The organism is Lacisediminihabitans sp. FW035 (genome assembly GCF_054880895.1).
This window is the reverse complement of the sequence record NZ_CM142187.1, coordinates 2,480,884-2,497,009: the sequence shown is the minus strand read 5'-3', so window position 1 is coordinate 2,497,009 and position 16,126 is coordinate 2,480,884. Positions and strand designations below refer to the sequence as shown.

General features: G+C 66.2%; 19 protein-coding genes. 14 read left to right on the top strand and 5 right to left on the bottom strand.

Annotation, left to right across the window (positions count from 1 at the left end; genetic code table 11):
- Positions 1-112 precede the first annotated feature (112 nt).
- Together ACVXZ4_RS11920 and ACVXZ4_RS11915 are read right to left on the bottom strand one after the other, a co-directional pair.
- Complete coding sequence (locus ACVXZ4_RS11920; RefSeq protein WP_461795056.1) at positions 113-745, bottom strand: hypothetical protein; 633 nt, start codon at positions 743-745, stop codon at positions 113-115.
- A 2-nt stretch (positions 746-747) separates the two neighbouring features.
- On the bottom strand, positions 748-1,362 hold the full coding sequence (locus tag ACVXZ4_RS11915; RefSeq protein ID WP_461795055.1) for an HAD-IA family hydrolase: 615 nt from the start codon (positions 1,360-1,362) through the stop codon (positions 748-750).
- Between the two features lie 169 nt (positions 1,363-1,531).
- Here ACVXZ4_RS11915 and ACVXZ4_RS11910 point away from each other — a divergent pair, with 169 nt between their 5' ends.
- The 13 genes from ACVXZ4_RS11910 (at position 1,532) to ACVXZ4_RS11850 (ending at position 12,418) form a co-directional block, all read left to right on the top strand.
- Positions 1,532-2,275: an L-threonylcarbamoyladenylate synthase gene (locus ACVXZ4_RS11910; protein WP_461797974.1), complete on the top strand. Its 744-nt coding sequence runs from the start codon at positions 1,532-1,534 to the stop codon at positions 2,273-2,275.
- Positions 2,272-3,516, top strand: coding sequence for an MraY family glycosyltransferase (locus tag ACVXZ4_RS11905; RefSeq protein ID WP_461795054.1), 1,245 nt, complete (start codon positions 2,272-2,274; stop codon positions 3,514-3,516). Before ACVXZ4_RS11910 ends, ACVXZ4_RS11905 begins: the two co-directional genes overlap by 4 nt.
- Positions 3,513-3,971 carry a hypothetical protein gene (locus tag ACVXZ4_RS11900; RefSeq protein ID WP_461795053.1) on the top strand — a complete coding sequence of 153 codons (459 nt, stop codon included), beginning with the start codon at positions 3,513-3,515 and terminating at the stop codon, positions 3,969-3,971. Before ACVXZ4_RS11905 ends, ACVXZ4_RS11900 begins: the two co-directional genes overlap by 4 nt.
- Positions 3,972-4,052: 81 nt before the next feature.
- Positions 4,053-4,886: a F0F1 ATP synthase subunit A gene (gene atpB, locus ACVXZ4_RS11895; RefSeq protein ID WP_461797973.1), complete on the top strand. Its 834-nt coding sequence runs from the start codon at positions 4,053-4,055 to the stop codon at positions 4,884-4,886.
- 93 nt (positions 4,887-4,979) lie between these two features.
- Positions 4,980-5,219, top strand: coding sequence for an ATP synthase F0 subunit C (gene atpE, locus ACVXZ4_RS11890; protein ID WP_147784898.1), 240 nt, complete (start codon positions 4,980-4,982; stop codon positions 5,217-5,219).
- 2 nt (positions 5,220-5,221) lie between these two features.
- Entirely contained in the window at positions 5,222-5,803 is a 582-nt protein-coding gene (locus ACVXZ4_RS11885; protein WP_461795052.1) for a F0F1 ATP synthase subunit B, read from the top strand.
- A gap of 2 nt (positions 5,804-5,805) precedes the next feature.
- Positions 5,806-6,600 carry a F0F1 ATP synthase subunit delta gene (locus ACVXZ4_RS11880; protein WP_461795051.1) on the top strand — a complete coding sequence of 265 codons (795 nt, stop codon included), beginning with the start codon at positions 5,806-5,808 and terminating at the stop codon, positions 6,598-6,600.
- 84 nt (positions 6,601-6,684) lie between these two features.
- Entirely contained in the window at positions 6,685-8,322 is a 1,638-nt protein-coding gene (gene atpA, locus ACVXZ4_RS11875) for a F0F1 ATP synthase subunit alpha (protein WP_461795050.1), read from the top strand.
- 130 nt (positions 8,323-8,452) lie between these two features.
- Positions 8,453-9,352: a F0F1 ATP synthase subunit gamma gene (locus ACVXZ4_RS11870; protein WP_461795049.1), complete on the top strand. Its 900-nt coding sequence runs from the start codon at positions 8,453-8,455 to the stop codon at positions 9,350-9,352.
- A gap of 43 nt (positions 9,353-9,395) precedes the next feature.
- Positions 9,396-10,856 carry a F0F1 ATP synthase subunit beta gene (atpD, locus tag ACVXZ4_RS11865; RefSeq protein ID WP_461795048.1) on the top strand — a complete coding sequence of 487 codons (1,461 nt, stop codon included), beginning with the start codon at positions 9,396-9,398 and terminating at the stop codon, positions 10,854-10,856.
- 2 nt (positions 10,857-10,858) lie between these two features.
- Entirely contained in the window at positions 10,859-11,140 is a 282-nt protein-coding gene (locus tag ACVXZ4_RS11860) for a F0F1 ATP synthase subunit epsilon (RefSeq protein WP_461795047.1), read from the top strand.
- Positions 11,141-11,150: 10 nt separating this feature from the next.
- The gene (locus ACVXZ4_RS11855) at positions 11,151-11,672 is read left to right on the top strand and encodes an AAA family ATPase (protein ID WP_461795046.1); all 522 of its coding nucleotides are present in this window, start codon (positions 11,151-11,153) and stop codon (positions 11,670-11,672) included.
- Positions 11,672-12,418, top strand: a complete 747-nt coding sequence (locus tag ACVXZ4_RS11850) for a YaaA family protein (RefSeq protein WP_461795045.1) — start codon at positions 11,672-11,674, stop codon at positions 12,416-12,418. Before ACVXZ4_RS11855 ends, ACVXZ4_RS11850 begins: the two co-directional genes overlap by 1 nt.
- A gap of 275 nt (positions 12,419-12,693) precedes the next feature.
- On the opposite strand, the gene ACVXZ4_RS11845 is transcribed toward ACVXZ4_RS11850, so the two are convergent.
- Both ACVXZ4_RS11845 and ACVXZ4_RS11840 read right to left on the bottom strand, forming a co-directional pair.
- Positions 12,694-13,290: a DNA-3-methyladenine glycosylase I gene (locus tag ACVXZ4_RS11845; RefSeq protein ID WP_461795044.1), complete on the bottom strand. Its 597-nt coding sequence runs from the start codon at positions 13,288-13,290 to the stop codon at positions 12,694-12,696.
- Complete coding sequence (locus tag ACVXZ4_RS11840) at positions 13,287-13,823, bottom strand: methylated-DNA--[protein]-cysteine S-methyltransferase (protein WP_461795043.1); 537 nt, start codon at positions 13,821-13,823, stop codon at positions 13,287-13,289. Before ACVXZ4_RS11840 ends, ACVXZ4_RS11845 begins: the two co-directional genes overlap by 4 nt.
- A gap of 109 nt (positions 13,824-13,932) precedes the next feature.
- On the opposite strand from ACVXZ4_RS11840, the gene ACVXZ4_RS11835 reads away from it, so the two are divergent.
- The gene (locus ACVXZ4_RS11835) at positions 13,933-14,904 is read left to right on the top strand and encodes an aldo/keto reductase (protein ID WP_461795042.1); all 972 of its coding nucleotides are present in this window, start codon (positions 13,933-13,935) and stop codon (positions 14,902-14,904) included.
- A gap of 296 nt (positions 14,905-15,200) precedes the next feature.
- Here ACVXZ4_RS11835 and ACVXZ4_RS11830 read toward each other — a convergent pair whose 3' ends face one another.
- The gene (locus tag ACVXZ4_RS11830) at positions 15,201-16,115 is read right to left on the bottom strand and encodes an NADP-dependent oxidoreductase (RefSeq protein WP_461795041.1); all 915 of its coding nucleotides are present in this window, start codon (positions 16,113-16,115) and stop codon (positions 15,201-15,203) included.
- Positions 16,116-16,126 lie beyond the last annotated feature (11 nt).

Genomic DNA, 16,126 nt, shown 5'->3' with positions numbered 1-16,126 from the left:
CGACGATGTGAGCGGCTGGACGCAGCCTCCGTGCCGGTGGGTGACACGCGCGCCCGCACGTTCGGCCGCACGTGTCACTCGCGAACGCATGTGCGTGGGTCAATCCGGCGAGTTACTCCTCCGCAGCCTCCAGGGCCGCGGTGCACTCCGCAATAGCCTCGGCCGCCCAGGTGCGCTGGTCGTCCGTGCCCACCAGGTCCGCCCAGCGGGATGCCTCCGCGAAGGATTCAAGCGCGGACGACGGATCCGACGCCTCCAGCCGGTACCAGCCGAGGTTGCTGTGGAGGGAGACGAGCCAGCGTTGGATGCGCGGATCGGGCGACGCCTCGGCGAGATCGACGGCCTGCGCCGTCCAGTCCTCCGCGTCGGCCGGATCCGCGATCGCGAGCATGTGGAGGGCATCCACCTCCAGGAAGAGCAACCCGCCCCTCGCGGCGATGCTCGCAGCCTGGCGGAACAGTCCGATCGCGGCATCCGGATGTCCAGAGCTGTTCATGAGCCGGCCGGACTCGAGCAATACCCGCACCCCGACCACCGGTGCTTGCTCGCCGAGTTCGATGAGCAGTGCGGCGGCTTCGTCGAACCGCCCCTGAAGCCCGATCGCCCGGGCGAGCTGCGTGATGAGTTCGGCGCGCTCGGTGTCGTCCCAGGGCCCGCCCTGCTCGAGTTCCACCCGGAAGCGCTCCTCCGACAGCGCCGGATCGTCGAACACCCAGAGTTCGTCGAGGGCCACCTGTTCGAGCATGCTCAGTCCTTTCGCGCGGCCGCGAACGCCTCGATCGCGGCGAGGAGAGCCGGCGCATCCGTGAAGTGATGGGCGGTGATACCGACGCTCATCGCCCCATCGATATTCTCCCGCATGTCGTCCGCGAAGAAGGCATCGCGGGCGTCTATCCCGTAGCGGGAGAGCACACTGCGGAACACCTCCGGCTCGGGCTTGCGCGCGCCGTAGTCGGAGGAGGTGTAGAGGTGATCGCCGAACACCGACACCAGCTCTGGAGCAAGCTCCCGCAGGTATTTGCCGGTCAGGGGGCCGTTGTTGGTGAGAAGGGTGACCTGGCCGAATTCGGCGGCGCGACGGACGGCCGCGATCGAGTCCCTCCAGGGTTCCATTGCTGCTCCACGGATCCGCACCCAGTCGGCCTCCGCGACCTCGACCCCGATCGCCTCGTTGAAGGCGGCGAGGTAGACCTCGGCGTCTGCGAATCCTCCCGCCTCGGCCGCGATCTCGCCGTCCTCATGCCACCATCGTTCGCGCAACTGTTCGAGGGACAGGCCCGTGAGCTCGGTCATCCCGGCCATGCGACGCTGCCAGTCGTAGCCGTAGAGCACTTCGTCCATATCGAAGATGAAGAGCAGCATCAGGCGTCCCGGGTCGAGAAGCTGATGATCGCGGCATCCAGCGTCTTGTCGAAATCGAAGAGATACAGGTCCACAGGGCTCCCACCGGTCACACAATTGTCTCAGTCATTGGAAGGGCGCTGTGCATCGAGGGGCCTCCTGCACTGTCCGAAGTAAGATGTCTACCGATATGGCGACGATCTACGACTGCTCTGAGCAGGACCAACTTCTCACCGGCATGCGACTCGCACGGGTCGCCCTCGGCCGCGGCGAACTCGTCGTGCTGCCGACCGATACCGTGTACGGCCTCGCGGTAGACGCATTCAACACCTACGGGGTTCAGCGCCTGCTCGATGCGAAGGGGCGCACGAGGCAGTCGCCTCCGCCGGTCTTGATTCCGGGCATCCCCACCCTCGATGCGCTCGCGGAGACCGTGCCGCCGGAGGTCCGCGCCCTCGTTGCCGCCTTCTGGCCCGGGGGACTCACCGTGATCCTGCCCGCCAGCCCCTCCCTCGATTGGGACCTCGGCGAGACCGGGGGCACCGTCGCCCTGCGGATGCCCAACAACCGCATCGCCCTCGAGCTGCTCTCGGAGACGGGACCGCTCGCCGTCTCCTCGGCCAACCTCACCGGCGAGACCGCGGCCCGTACTGCCGCAGAAGCCGAGCGGATGCTGGGCGACAGCGTCGAGGTCTACCTCGACGGCGGAGAGGTCGGCCTCGACTACGAGGCGACCGGCCTCGGATCGACCATCGTGGATGCGACAGGCTTGCTCGAGGGTGGCGAACTGAAGATCGTGCGGCACGGTGTCATCACCGAGGCGCAGATCGAGGCGGTGCTCGAGAAGTTCGCCGCCGAGAACGCTCCCGCGGAGGAGACTGCCGAGCCGGCCGTTCCGGAGGCGCCGAGCGAGCCGACTGAGCCCGCACCGTGAGATTCATCATCTACGTGGCCGCCGGTGGACTCTCCGCGGTGGTCACGTTCGTGCTGGCCACAGCAGTGGCGCGGCTCGGCATGAAATACCGGCTCTACCCCGCCATCCGTGACCGTGACGTGCACAAACGCCCCACCCCCCGCCTCGGCGGCATCGCGATGTTCATCGGCATCCTCACCGCGTTCGGCGTCGCATCGCAGCTGCCGCAGTTCCACCTCATCTTCGCCAAACCGGGTCCGATCTTCGCCATCCTCGGCTCGGCGCTCATCATCGTGCTCATCGGTGTGGCCGACGACATCTGGGACCTCGACTGGGTCACCAAACTCGCGGGTCAGATCATCGCCGCAGGGCTCCTCGCCTGGCAGGGCGTCCAGCTGACCACACTTCCGATCGTCGGCGGCGTGGTCGTGCTCTCCTCCTACACCGGGCTGATCATCACGGTCTTCGCGATCGTGCTCGTGATGAATGCCATCAACTTCATCGACGGACTCGACGGTCTGGTCGCCGGGGTCGCGATCATCGCCAATGGCGCTTTCTTCATCTACAGCTACATCCTCGTCACCCGAAGTGCGGCAGCGGAGTACTTCAACCTCGCGCTGCTCATCTCGGCGGTGCTCATCGGAGCGTGCGTGGGCTTCCTGCCGCTCAACTGGCACCCGGCGAAGCTGTTCATGGGAGACGCCGGGGCCCTGCTTGTCGGCCTGCTCATGGCGACCTCGGCGATCTCGGTCACGGGTCAGGTCGACCTCGCCGCCCTGCAGTTCTCGAAGCAGCTCATCCCCGCCTTCATCCCGATCCTGCTGCCGCTCGCCATCCTGCTGATCCCGCTGCTCGACTTCGCACTCGCGGTCTTCCGACGTCTCCGGGCGGGCAAGTCCCCGTTCAGCGCGGACCGCAAGCACCTGCATCACCGGCTGCTCGACATGGGGCATTCCGACGTCCACGCGGTGCTGATCTTCTACTCGTGGACCGCAGTGGTGTCGATCGGATGCCTCCTGTTCATGTTCTTCGACGCGATCTGGGGCGTGTTGTTCATCATCGTCGGCCTCGTGATCTGCACGGCGGTCACCCTCGCGCCGCTCACCCGGCGCAAGGCCGTCGAGGCCTCTGTGCAGCTCTCCAGCCCCGACAACGAGGCCGAGGCGGCTGCTGCCCGGTTCGACCCCCTCGACGAAGCCGCTTACGATCCAGCCGCCTACGACGCGGCCTCGACCGAGACCCCCACGAAGGAAGCATCATGAGCGCGGTTCCCATCCTCAAGCGGATCCTGGCCTACGGAGGCATCCTCGCCATCGTCATCGCGGTGGTCGGTTCGGTGATCGGCCTCATCTTCGCCGGGGGAGTCGGGCTCGTCAGCGCGCTCGTCGGCACGGTGATGGCCGTCGTCTTCCTCGGTATCACCGCCGCGAGCATCGTGCTCGCGACGAAGGTCGCGAAAGGGGATCTCCTGAGCGTCGCATTCTTCGGGATCGTGATGGGCGCCTGGCTTCTCAAGCTCATCGTCTTCATCGTCATCATCGTGCTCCTGAAGGACCAGCCCTGGATCCAGACGCAGGTGCTCTTCCTCACTGTCGTGGTCGCCGTGGCCGGAACTCTCGTGGTTGATGTGGTCGTGATCGCACGGTCCCGGATGCCCTATGTGAGCGACATCAGCCTCCCTTCCGAGGCCTCCGCGACCCCCGACCGACCGGAGTAGAGGTTCGGATGGTCCCATTCTCTTGATAGAGTTATGACGAACGCCCCCCTTCTTCTCGCCGCGTGATCACACGCCCCGATTCTGGAGTTAGCGCTGCTACCCCACGCACTCAATCTCATCCTCCCCCTCGCCAGCGAAGGCGACAGCGGCGGTGGCTTTGTCGGGCCCAGTATCGGTGAGTTCTTCCCTCCGATCATCGCGTTCGCCGGCACCCCGTTCGAACTCAACCGGGTCATGCTCGTCCGCATCATCACGACCGTCATCATCATCGTGGTCTTCTCGCTGCTGACCAGGTCGCTCAAGGTCGTGCCGACCCGCTGGCAGAGCGTGCTCGAGTTCGGGACCGACTTCGTACGCGTCGGAATCGCCGAAGACCTCCTCGGCAAGAAGGACGGCCGTCGCTTCCTTCCGTTGCTGATGACCTTCTTCTTCATGATCCTGGCGATGAACTTCACCGGTGTCGTGCCCTTCGTCAACATCGCCGGAACCTCGGTGATCGGTGTGCCGCTGTTGCTGGCCGGCATCGCCTACTTCACCTGGATCATCGCGGGCCTCAGAAAGCATCCGGGCAAATTCCTGAGGAACGCGCTGTTCCCGCCCGGGGTTCCGTGGCCGTTGTACATCATCGTGACGCCGATCGAGTTGATCTCGACCTTCATCGTGCGACCGGTCACCCACACCCTCCGACTGCTCATGAACATGATCGTCGGCCACCTTCTGCTCGTGCTGTTCTTCCTCGCCACGTCGTTCTTCTTCTTCGAGGCGAACGGGTTGTACAAGCTCTTCGGCATCGGCACGATCGCCTTCGGCCTCGCCTTCACGGTGCTTGAGCTCCTGGTAATCGTGCTGCAGGCGTACGTCTTCACCATCCTGACCGCCGTCTATCTCCAGCTCGCGCTGGCAGACGAGCACTGACCGAACCAGGCTCTTCACTCCAAAACATCTCGACCTAGCACGACGCGAGTCGGGCAACCGCCCCTCGCACCATCACGGAAGGAAACACACAACGTGGACACCACTACCGTCGCCGCCCTCAGCGGAAACATCGCGACGATCGGCTATGGCCTCGCAGCAATCGGCCCGGCAATCGGAGTCGGAATCGTCGTCGGCAAGACGATCGAGTCCGTCGCGCGCCAGCCTGAACTCCAGGGCCGACTGACCGTGCTGATGTACATCGGTATCGCCTTCACGGAGGCGCTCGCCTTCATCGGTATCGCAACGTACTTCATCTTCACCACCGGACAGTAGTCATGAAACCCCTCCTTCTCGCCGCGGCTGCGGAGGCGGATCACAATCCGCTCCTTCCGAGTCTTCCCGACATCATCTGGTCGGCTCTGTGCTTCATCGTGCTGTTCGTCTTCTTCTGGAAGAAGATCCTGCCGGCGGTGCAGAAGAACCTCGACGAGCGCTCGGCTGCTATCGAAGGCGGAATAAAGAAGGCGGAGATCGCCCAGGCGGAAGCCGCTGCTGCGCTCGACAAGTACACCGAGCAGCTCGCCGAGGCACGCGCCGAAGCGGCGAAGATCCGCGACCAGGCTCGCCAGGACGGCACGAAGATCCTGAACGAGCTCAAGGAGCAGGCCTCCGCCGAGGCGGCCCGCATCACGGTCAACGCCCAGGCGACGATCGAAGCGGAGCGCCAGTCGGCTCTCGTCTCGCTGCGCTCGGAGGTCGGATCGCTCGCGATCGACCTCGCGTCCGGTGTCATCGGCCAGAGCCTGTCCGACGACAAGAATGCGGCGAACCTCGTCGACCAGTTCCTCGCCGACCTCGAGAAGTCCGAGAGTGTCGTCAAGTCAGAACGGGCGGCCAAGCCGGAGTCGGTGAACTGAGTATGGGATCAGCGACCAGGGAAGCTCTCGCCGCCTCACGGGCGGAGTTGTCGTCCGCGGGATCGGCCGACCTGGCCACTGCCGATGAACTGTTCTCGGCCGGCCGGATCATCGGCGGCTCGGCGCAGCTCATCTCCATGCTCTCCGACACCGCGACGGATGCCACGCAGAAGAAGGCGATCCTCTCGGCCGTCTTCGGCACCAACCTCAGCCCGGCGACCCTCGGCCTGCTCGGAACGGTGGTCTCGCACCGCTGGTCCGACACCGACGATCTGCTCGCCGGGATCGAAGAGCTCGGTCTCCGAACGGCTGCAGAGTCCGCACCGGCGACTGTCAACATCGATGCCGAATTGTTCGCCTTCGGCACGGCGGTCTCCTCCGACGCCGAGCTCGAACTCGCGGTGAGCAGCAAGCTCGGCACTCCCGAGGCGAAGGTGGCTCTCGTCGAAACGCTTCTTGCGAAGAAGGTGTCCCCGCAGACCCTCTCGATCGTGCGCCACCTGATGCAGCAGCCCCGGGGCCGTCGCATCGGCGAGTTGCTGCGCACCGCGGCATCCATCGTCGCCGACCAGTCCGGACTCGCGGTCGCCACGATCACGAGTGCAACACCCATCCGCGCCGTTCAGCTCGAGCGGTTGCAGAAGGGGCTCGCCGGCAAGTTCGGGCGAGCGCTCAAGTTCAACCTGGTCGTCGACCCCGCCCTGATCGGCGGTCTCCGCGTGCAGGTCGGCGACACGGTCATCGACGACAGCGTCGCCTCGAAGCTCAAGGATCTCCGCCTCCAGCTCGCCGGCTAGTACCGAACCGCACCTCGGCGACCAGCGCCACCAACACAGACCCCCCGAAGCGAACGGCTTCGCGAAGACAAGGAAACAACGGAAATGGCAGACCTCACGATCAGCCCGGACGAGATCCGCGACGCGCTCAAGGACTTCGTCAAGGCGTACGACCCCGCGTCCGCGTCCACGACGGAGGTCGGCTACGTCATCGACGCCGCCGACGGAATCGCTCACGTGCAGGGTCTTCCCGGCGTGATGGCCAACGAGCTCATCAAGTTCGCCGACGGCACCCTCGGCCTCGCCCAGAACCTGGACGAGAACGAGATCGGCGTGATCGTGCTCGGCGAATTCGCCGGGATCGTGGAGGGCCTCGAGGTCACCCGCACCGGCGAGGTACTCTCCGTACCGGTCGGCGACGGCTACCTCGGTCGCGTCGTCGACCCGCTCGGCGCCCCGATCGACGGTCTCGGCGAGATCGCAAGCGAGAGCCGTCGTGCCCTCGAACTCCAGGCTCCGGGCGTGATGCAGCGCAAGAGCGTTCACGAGCCCATGCAGACCGGGATCAAGGCGATCGACGCCATGATCCCGATCGGTCGCGGCCAGCGCCAGCTGATCATCGGTGACCGCCAGACCGGTAAGACGGCCATCGCGATCGACACGATCATCAACCAGAAGGCCAACTGGGAGTCGGGCGACACCACCAAGCAGGTGCGTTGCATCTACGTCGCCATCGGCCAGAAGGGCTCGACCATCGCTTCGGTGAAGGGCGCGCTCGAGGATGCCGGAGCAATGGAGTACACCACGATCGTGGCGTCCCCGGCCTCCGACCCCGCCGGCTTCAAGTACCTCGCCCCCTACACCGGCTCCGCCATCGGCCAGCACTGGATGTACGGCGGCAAGCACGTCCTGATCATCTTCGACGACCTGTCGAAGCAGGCCGAGGCCTACCGCGCCGTCTCCCTGCTGCTGCGTCGTCCCCCGGGGCGCGAGGCGTACCCGGGTGACGTGTTCTACCTGCACTCCCGTCTGCTCGAGCGTTGCGCCAAGCTCTCCGACGAGCTCGGTGCCGGATCGATGACCGGCCTTCCGATCATCGAGACCAAGGCCAACGACGTGTCGGCCTACATCCCGACCAACGTGATCTCGATCACCGACGGCCAGATCTTCCTCCAGTCCGACCTCTTCAACGCCAACCAGCGTCCAGCGGTCGACGTGGGAATCTCGGTCTCGCGAGTCGGTGGCGACGCGCAGGTCAAGTCGATCAAGAAGGTCTCCGGCACGCTCAAGCTCGAGTTGGCCCAGTATCGCTCGCTCGAGGCGTTCGCGATGTTCGCGTCCGACCTCGACCCGACCAGCCGTCGCCAGCTCGCTCGTGGCGCCCGCCTCACCGAGCTGCTCCGCCAGCCGCAGTACTCGCCATACCCCGTCGAGGAGCAGGTCGTCTCGATCTGGGCCGGAACGAACGGCAAGCTCGACGAGGTCGCTGTCGAAGACGTGCTTCGGTTCGAGCGCGAGCTGCTCGACTACCTGGGTCGCAACACCGAGGTGCTGTCGAAGCTCAAGGCCACGAACGTTCTGGATGACGACACGGTGAAGGCACTGGACGAGGGCGTTGACGCGTTCAAGCTCGAGTTCCAGACCGGTGAGGGCAAGCCGCTCGCCTCGGTCGGCACCGAGCAGTTCGAGGCGATCGAGCCGGAGAACATCGCCCAGGAGCAGATCGTCAAGCAGAAGCGCTAGGGCGGGTCTCGACACGGCGGGTCTCGACATGGCGGGTCTCGACACGGGCTGGTCTCGACACGGGCGCTGAGCGCCCTACTCGACCACCATTTCATCAAACTGAAGTACTACGAACAGAAAGTTAACGCACATGGGAGCGCAACTTCGGGTCTACCGGCAGAAGATCAAGTCTGCCCAGACGACCAAGAAGATCACTCGGGCCATGGAGCTGATCTCGGCCTCGCGCATCCAGAAGGCGCAGGCCAGGGTGGCGGCATCCGGTCCGTACTCGCGCGCGGTCACCCGCGCCGTGTCGGCCGTTGCCTCATTCTCGAACGTCGATCACATCCTCACCACCGAGCCGGAGAAGGTCGAACGCGCCGCCGTCGTGCTCTTCACCTCCGACCGCGGCCTCGCCGGTGCCTTCAGCACAAACGTCGTCCGTGAATCGAGTGAGCTCGTCACGCTGTTGCAGAGCCAGGGCAAAGAGGTCGTCTACTACCTCGTCGGGCGCAAGGCGGCGGCGTACTTCGCGTTCCGCAAGCGTGCCGCCGAGCAGATCTGGACCGGTGGCACCGAGAAGCCCGACTTCGAGACCGCCCAGACGATCGGCGAGACCCTCGTGGCGAAGTTCATCCAGCCGGCGAGCGAGGGTGGGGTCGACGAGATCCACATCGTCTACAACCGCTTCGTCAGCGTCGTCACCCAGGTGCCGGAGGTCGTCAGACTGCTGCCGCTCGAGGTCGTGGAGGGCGTCGAAGCTCCCGATGACAACGAGGTGCTCCCGCTCTACGAGTTCGAGCCCGAGGTGGGTGACGTTCTGGATGCGCTGCTCCCGGTGTATATCGAGAGCCGAATCTTCAACGCGATGTTGCAGTCCGCGGCATCCGAGCACGCTGCGCGCCAGCGGGCGATGAAGTCGGCGAGCGACAATGCCGACAAGCTCATCACCACCTTCACCCGACTGGCGAACAACGCCCGCCAGTCGGAGATCACCCAGCAGATCTCCGAGATCGTCGGCGGCGCCGACGCACTCTCGCCCAAGAAGTAAGCGCTGAAGCGCTCAGAAGAAGCCCAGGAGAATCGAGAAGCACATGACTATCACAGCCCCTGCTGACCAGACCACGGCTCAGCCCGCCGGAATCGGACGCATCGCCCGGGTCACCGGCCCCGTCGTCGACATCGAGTTCCCCCACGATGCCATCCCCGGCATCTACAACGCACTGAAGACCACGGTCACCATCGGTGAGGAGTCCAACGAGATCACCCTCGAGGTCGCCCAGCACCTCGGTGACGACCTCGTGCGTGCCATCGCACTGAAGCCCACCGACGGTCTGGTGCGTGGCCAGGAGGTGCGAGACACCGGTGGACCGATCACCGTTCCCGTCGGCGACGCCACCAAGGGCAAGGTCTTCAACGTCATCGGCGAAGTGCTCAATGGCGAGCCCGGTGAGACCTACGAGTGGGCCGACCGCTGGTCGATCCACCGCGAGCCCCCGCCCTTCGACCAGCTCGAGTCGAAGACAGAGCTCTTCGAGACCGGCATCAAGGTCATCGACCTTCTCACGCCCTATGTGCTCGGTGGCAAGATCGGACTGTTCGGAGGAGCCGGCGTCGGCAAGACGGTGCTCATCCAGGAGATGATCCAGCGCGTGGCGCAGGACCACGGCGGAGTGTCGGTGTTCGCCGGAGTCGGCGAGCGCACCCGTGAGGGCAACGACCTCATCGCCGAGATGGAGGAGGCGGGAGTCTTCGACAAGACCGCCCTCGTCTTCGGCCAGATGGATGAGCCGCCGGGGACGCGTCTTCGCGTCGCCCTCTCGGCGCTGACCATGGCGGAGTACTTCCGCGATGTGCAGAACCAGGACGTGCTGCTCTTCATCGACAACATCTTCCGCTTCACGCAGGCCGGTTCCGAGGTCTCGACGCTGCTCGGCCGCATGCCGTCTGCGGTGGGGTACCAGCCGAACCTCGCCGACGAGATGGGCATCCTCCAGGAGCGCATCACGTCGACCCGTGGGCACTCGATCACCTCGCTCCAGGCCATCTACGTCCCCGCCGACGACTACACCGACCCGGCCCCGGCGACCACCTTCGCGCACCTCGATGCGACGACCGAGCTCAGCCGCGAGATCGCATCGCAGGGTCTCTATCCGGCCGTCGACCCGCTCACCTCCACCAGCCGTATCCTCGACCCCCGCTACCTGGGTGCCGACCACTACCGCGTGGCGACGAACGTGAAGGCGATCCTTCAGAAGAACAAGGAGCTCCAGGAGATCATCGCGATCCTCGGTGTCGACGAGCTCTCCGAGGAAGACAAGATCACCGTCTCCCGCGCCCGTCGCATCCAGCAGTTCCTGTCGCAGAACACCTACATGGCGAAGAAGTTCACCGGTGTCGAGGGCTCGACCGTGCCGCTCAAGGACACGATCGAGTCGTTCGACGCCATCGTCAAGGGTGACTTCGACCACGTCGCCACCCAGGCGTTCTTCAACGTCGGTGGTATCAACGACGTCGAAGAGCAGTGGGCGAAGATCCAGAAGGAGAACGGCTAACAATGGCCGAGTCCGGAGCTCACGAACTCCAGGTGAGTGTCGTGTCGGCCGACCACGAGGTCTGGACCGGCACGGCATCGATGGTGGTCGCGAAGACCACCGAGGGCGAAATCGGCATCCTGCCGGGTCACGAGCCGCTGTTGGCGATCCTGAGCGCCGGAGAGGTGCGGATCACCACCGGGGGGTCCGCATCGGTGCGCGCGAACGCCGAGGACGGTTTCCTGTCGGTCGAACACGACACCGTCACGATCGTCGCTCGCAACGCCTCGCTCGTGCAGGGCTGATCACACTCCCATGTTGATCGCGATGGCGGGTCTCCCGGCCGCGGGCAAGAGCACGCTCGCCGAGATCCTCGGTGCCCGGCTCTCCGCGTCGGTGGTCTCCGTCGATCCGATCGAATCGGCGATCCTCGAGGCCGGGATCGACAGCGACCAACCGACCGGACTCGCCGCCTACCTCGTGGCCGAGACGATCGCCGGTCTGGTGCTCGAATCCGGCCACGATGTCATCGTCGACGCGGTCAACGGGGTGGATCCGGCACGCGAGCAGTGGGTGGAGCTAGCTCACTCCCGCGGCGAGACTCTGCGGTTCATTGAAGTGATCTGCTCCGACTCCGAGCTCCATCGCGAGCGCCTGGAGTCGCGCGGCCGCCGACTCCCGCACCTCAACGAGCCGAGTTGGCATGCCGTCGAGCAGAGCCTCGACGAGTATTCGCCCTGGGCTGGCGCCAGCGCCGCCGTGCCCCGGATCACGCTCGACTCCGCGCGACCGCTCGGCGTGAACGTGGATGCCGCGCTCGCGTTCATCTCGGGCTAGTGCTGCTTCTCCTTCCCCCCTCCGAGACGAAACGCGACGGGGGTGACGCCGACGCGCCCCTCGACCTGACCCGGCTGAGCCACAGCGAACTGACCGCGGCGAGGCGCACCGCGCTGGCGGCCACCCGGGCGCTCTCGCGCAACCGCACGACCGCCGCCGCGGCACTGAAGCTCGGTGCGACCCAGCAGTTCGAGGTCACCCGCAATCGCGAGCTGCGTTCGTCGCCCACCCGGGCGGCTCTCGACCGCTATACCGGCGTGCTCTACGACGCCCTCGACGCGGGCAGCCTGGATGCCGGGGCGCGACAATTCGCCCGGGACCACGTGCTCATCCACTCGGCCCTGTTCGGACTGCTGGGAGCAGACGACCCGATCCCGGCGTATCGCCTCTCCCATGACTCGCGCTTGCCAGAGCTGACGCTACGGAAGCTCTGGCGCGAGCGGATCTCCGCCGTGCTCGCCGCATCCGACGGCGTGGTCCTCGACCTCCGGTCCGAGGCCTACGTCGAGCTCGGCCCGGCGCCAGCGGGTGCGAAGACGGCGTTCGTACGAGTCGTCACCGACTCCGCGGATGGACCCCGGCGAGCCCTCAACCACTTCAACAAGAAGGGCAAGGGCGAATTCGTGCGTGCGCTCTGCCAGGCGGGCATCGACCACCCGACCATCGACTCCGTTCTCCAATGGTCGAGCGATGCCGGTCTCCGCCTCGAGCGTGGAGCAGAGGGTGAGCTCGACCTCGTCGTCTGATCGGCCGACACCGGATCGCCGGTGCCGGATGATGGTTGACTGGCGTCATGAGCGATAACGGAAATGCCGCAGCTTCGGGAAGCCGGACGCCGGGTGGCTGCTGCTCTACATCTTCCTGCCCATCGTCTGGTTGATCATCCTCGCCTTCGGCGATTCCCAGTGGGATGCGCGTCGGATGGAGGTCGCGCCGGTATACGGCCCGAATGTCCCGTACCAGGGCGCGGCGCCGTGTGCCGCGGTCTGAACGAAGGGGCGCGATGCCTGAGGGTGACGGCTCAGGTCGCGCGCCAGCATCCCTCGACGTGATCGTCGACCATGCCCGACGACTGCATGAGTGCGTACATCGTGGTGGGGCCGACGAATCGTAGTCCGATCGACCGGAGCGCCGTGCTCAGTGCTGTCGACTCGGTTGTCACGGCCGGGATATCGCCGAATTTCACGGGGCGCGGACGTGCTCCGCGGGGCGGCGCATAGCTCCACATCAGCCGGTCGAGCGCCCCGGGATCGTCTTGCACCAGCTGGCGGACGATGCCGGCATTGCCGATGGTGGCCACGATCTTCGCGCGATTGCGGATGATGCCCGCATCGAGCATGAGCCGCTCGACATCCGCGTCGGTGAGGTCGGCGACGCGGTCGATGTCGAAGTCGTGGAAGGCCGCTCGGAAGGTCTGCCGTCGCCGCAGGATCGTGATCCACGAGAGCCCGGCCTGGAAGCCCTCGAGGCTCAGCTTCTCGAACAACGGACGATCCCCGCGGAGTTCGACACCCCACTCCTCATCGTGATACCGGCGATACTCGTCGTCGCCGGCGCTCCAGGCGCACCGGTTCCGCCCGTCCTCGCCCAACACCACCGCGGAACGTGGCTCGCTCACTCCGTGTGCCTGATGCCTTCGTGGTCGAGCAGCCAGACTTTGGTCGGGATGCCGTTGCCGCCGCTGTAGCCGGTGATGCGGCTGTTCGCGGCAAGGACGCGATGGCAGGGGATGAGGATGGGCACGGGATTGGCGCCGACAGCTCCGCCGACGGCCCGACCCGCTGTCGGGCGGCCCGTCGACTGACCGAGTTCGCCATAGGAGGTGACCTCACCGAAATCGAGTTCGACGAGACGTGCCCAGACCGACTTCTGGAAATCCGTGCCGTGGAGGGCGACCGGCACGTCGAACGAGGTGCGGGTGCCGGCGAAGTACTCGGAGAGCTGTGTCGCCGCGCGGTCGAGCACCGGATCGCTGTGTTCATCGTCGCCGTCGTGCGGCAGGCGGCCGTCGCGCTCGATGGTGAGCGCGACGACGGCGGCGCCGTCGCCGACGATCTCGATGCGGCCGATGGGGCTGTCGAGGCGGCGAAGCGGCAGCACGCTCGGGAGGGCGGAGGAGACCGGGGGAGCGGTGGTGGTGGTGGAGGTCATGGATCGACTGTAGCTGCGACATCCGTGCACCCACTCGCGCTTTTCGGACATCGGAACGGCGGCCCGTCCAGCCTGCCTGTGGAGGAGAGGACACGCCTAGGCTGGGAACATGGCTGCCATCGACTACCGCGCACTCGGCGATTCCGGGCTCATCGTCTCCACCATCGGCCTCGGCTGCAACAACTTCGGTCGGGTGAATACCGCGAGCGAGTCACAGGAGGGCACGGATGCCGTGATCAACGCGGCGATCGACGCCGGAGTCACCCTGTTCGACACCGCCGACATCTACGGGTCCGAACGAGGACTCAGCGAGACGCGGATGGGACATTCGCTCAAGGGACGCCGCCACGAGATCGTGCTCGCCACGAAGTTCGGCATGGACATGGCCGGCACCAACGGACCGGACTGGGGAGCGCGCGGCTCGCGTCGCTATGTGCGACTCGCGGTCGAGGCATCCCTCCGCCGCCTCCAGACGGACTGGATCGACCTCTACCAACTGCACGTGCCGGATCCGCACACTCCGATCGAGGAGACGCTCTCGGCCCTCGACGACCTCATCACGGAAGGCAAGGTGCGCTATATCGGCCACTCCAACCTCTCCGGCTGGCAGATCGCGGATGCCGAATACCGCGCGATCCTCGGCGGCCATCCGAAGTTCATCTCGGCTCAGAACGAATACTCCCTGCTCGTGAGGGGTGTCGAAGACGAAGTGCTGCCCGCGGTCAACCACTACGGGCTCGGCTTCCTCCCGTTCTTCCCCCTGTACAACGGCCTCTTCACCGGCAAGTTCAGCCGGTCGGGAGGGCCGGCTGACAGTCGGATCGTCACCCTGCGCCCTCACCTGCTCGAGGGCGCCCCCTGGGACACCATGGAGAAGTACGAGGCATTCTGCCGGGAGCGCGGCATCACGATGCTCGCCGCCACCCTCGCCTGGCTGCTCGCCCAGCCGGGGCTCACCAGCGTCATCGCGGGCGCGACGAAGCCCGAGCAGATCATCCAGAACGCGGAGGAGGCCACCTCCTGGACACCCTCTGCCGCCGAGGTCGCCGAGATCTCCGCGATGTTCACCGATCCCAGCTAAGCCAGTTCCGGCGACGACTCCCTGCGGGGGCGCTGCCGCGCCGACGGTGCGGTGACTCCGGGGCGGTGCCGAGGGCGGAAGATCCGGATGCCTGGCGGCGTGTTCCGCCCGACGGGCGGCATGTCGGTGCGGTATCCGCCCTCGGCCGGCGCCCGCACACCCGACGTTGACGCCTCCGCCGACGCACGACGCCGACGCACGACGCCTACGCCCGGCGCCAACGCACGACGCCCACGCACGACGCCCACGCCCGGCGCCCGTACGCCCGACGCTTGTGAGCCGCGTCGCTGACCGGCTCAGGGCAGCGTGAGCACGACCTTGCCGCGCAGGTGGCGGGATTCGAGGAGCTCGTAGGCCGCGCGCACCTCCGCGAGCGGGAAAGTGGCCGCGATAGGCAGCACGATGGTGCCGTCGGCCACGAGTCGAGCGAGGCGGGCGAGATCCGCTGATGTCTTGCCCCCGCCCCCGACGGTGGAGATCCCGTACTTCGCGACGCCCTCGTAGTACACGATGGAGTTGATCCGTTTCGGATCCACCCCGAGCTCGATCGCCGCCTCGATGGTCTCCTGGCCGGCATTGTCGATGACCGCATCGATTCCTTGCGGGCTGGCAGAGCGCAGGCGATCGGCCAGCCCGGGGCCGTACGCAACCGGGATGATCCCCAGGTCGCGAAGGAAATGGTGGTTGCCCTCGCTGGCCGTGCCGATGACGGTAGCCCCGCTGGCGATCGCCAGCTGGGCGGCGAACAAGCCCACACCGCCGGCTGCCGCGCTCACGAGCACCGTCTCCCCGGCGATCGGCGCGACCGCTCGAGTCGCCCGTTCTGCGGTGTTGCCGACAAGTCCGACGCCGCCGGCGGTGGCCCAGTCCAGGCCGGAGGGCTTCTGCGCCACCTGGCTGGCGGGCACTACTACGAAGTCGGCCTGGGCGCTGAAGTTGCTCCAGCCGAGCACCTCGTCACCGACCGCCGCTGCCGTGACGTCCTCGCCGACCTCGTCGATCACCCCGGCGAATTCGGCCCCCTGCCCGCTCGGAAGTGAGCGATTCGGCAGGATCGCGGGGGAGCGGCGCACCTTTGCGTCGAAGTTGTTGAGTCCGGCGGCGCGCACTGCCACTCGCACCTGGCCCTGCCCCGCGTGAGGCTCGTCGACTTCGACGATGTCGAGCACTTCCGGCCCGCCGTAGCGGCTGTACTGAACGATTCGCGACATCCTCCGATTCT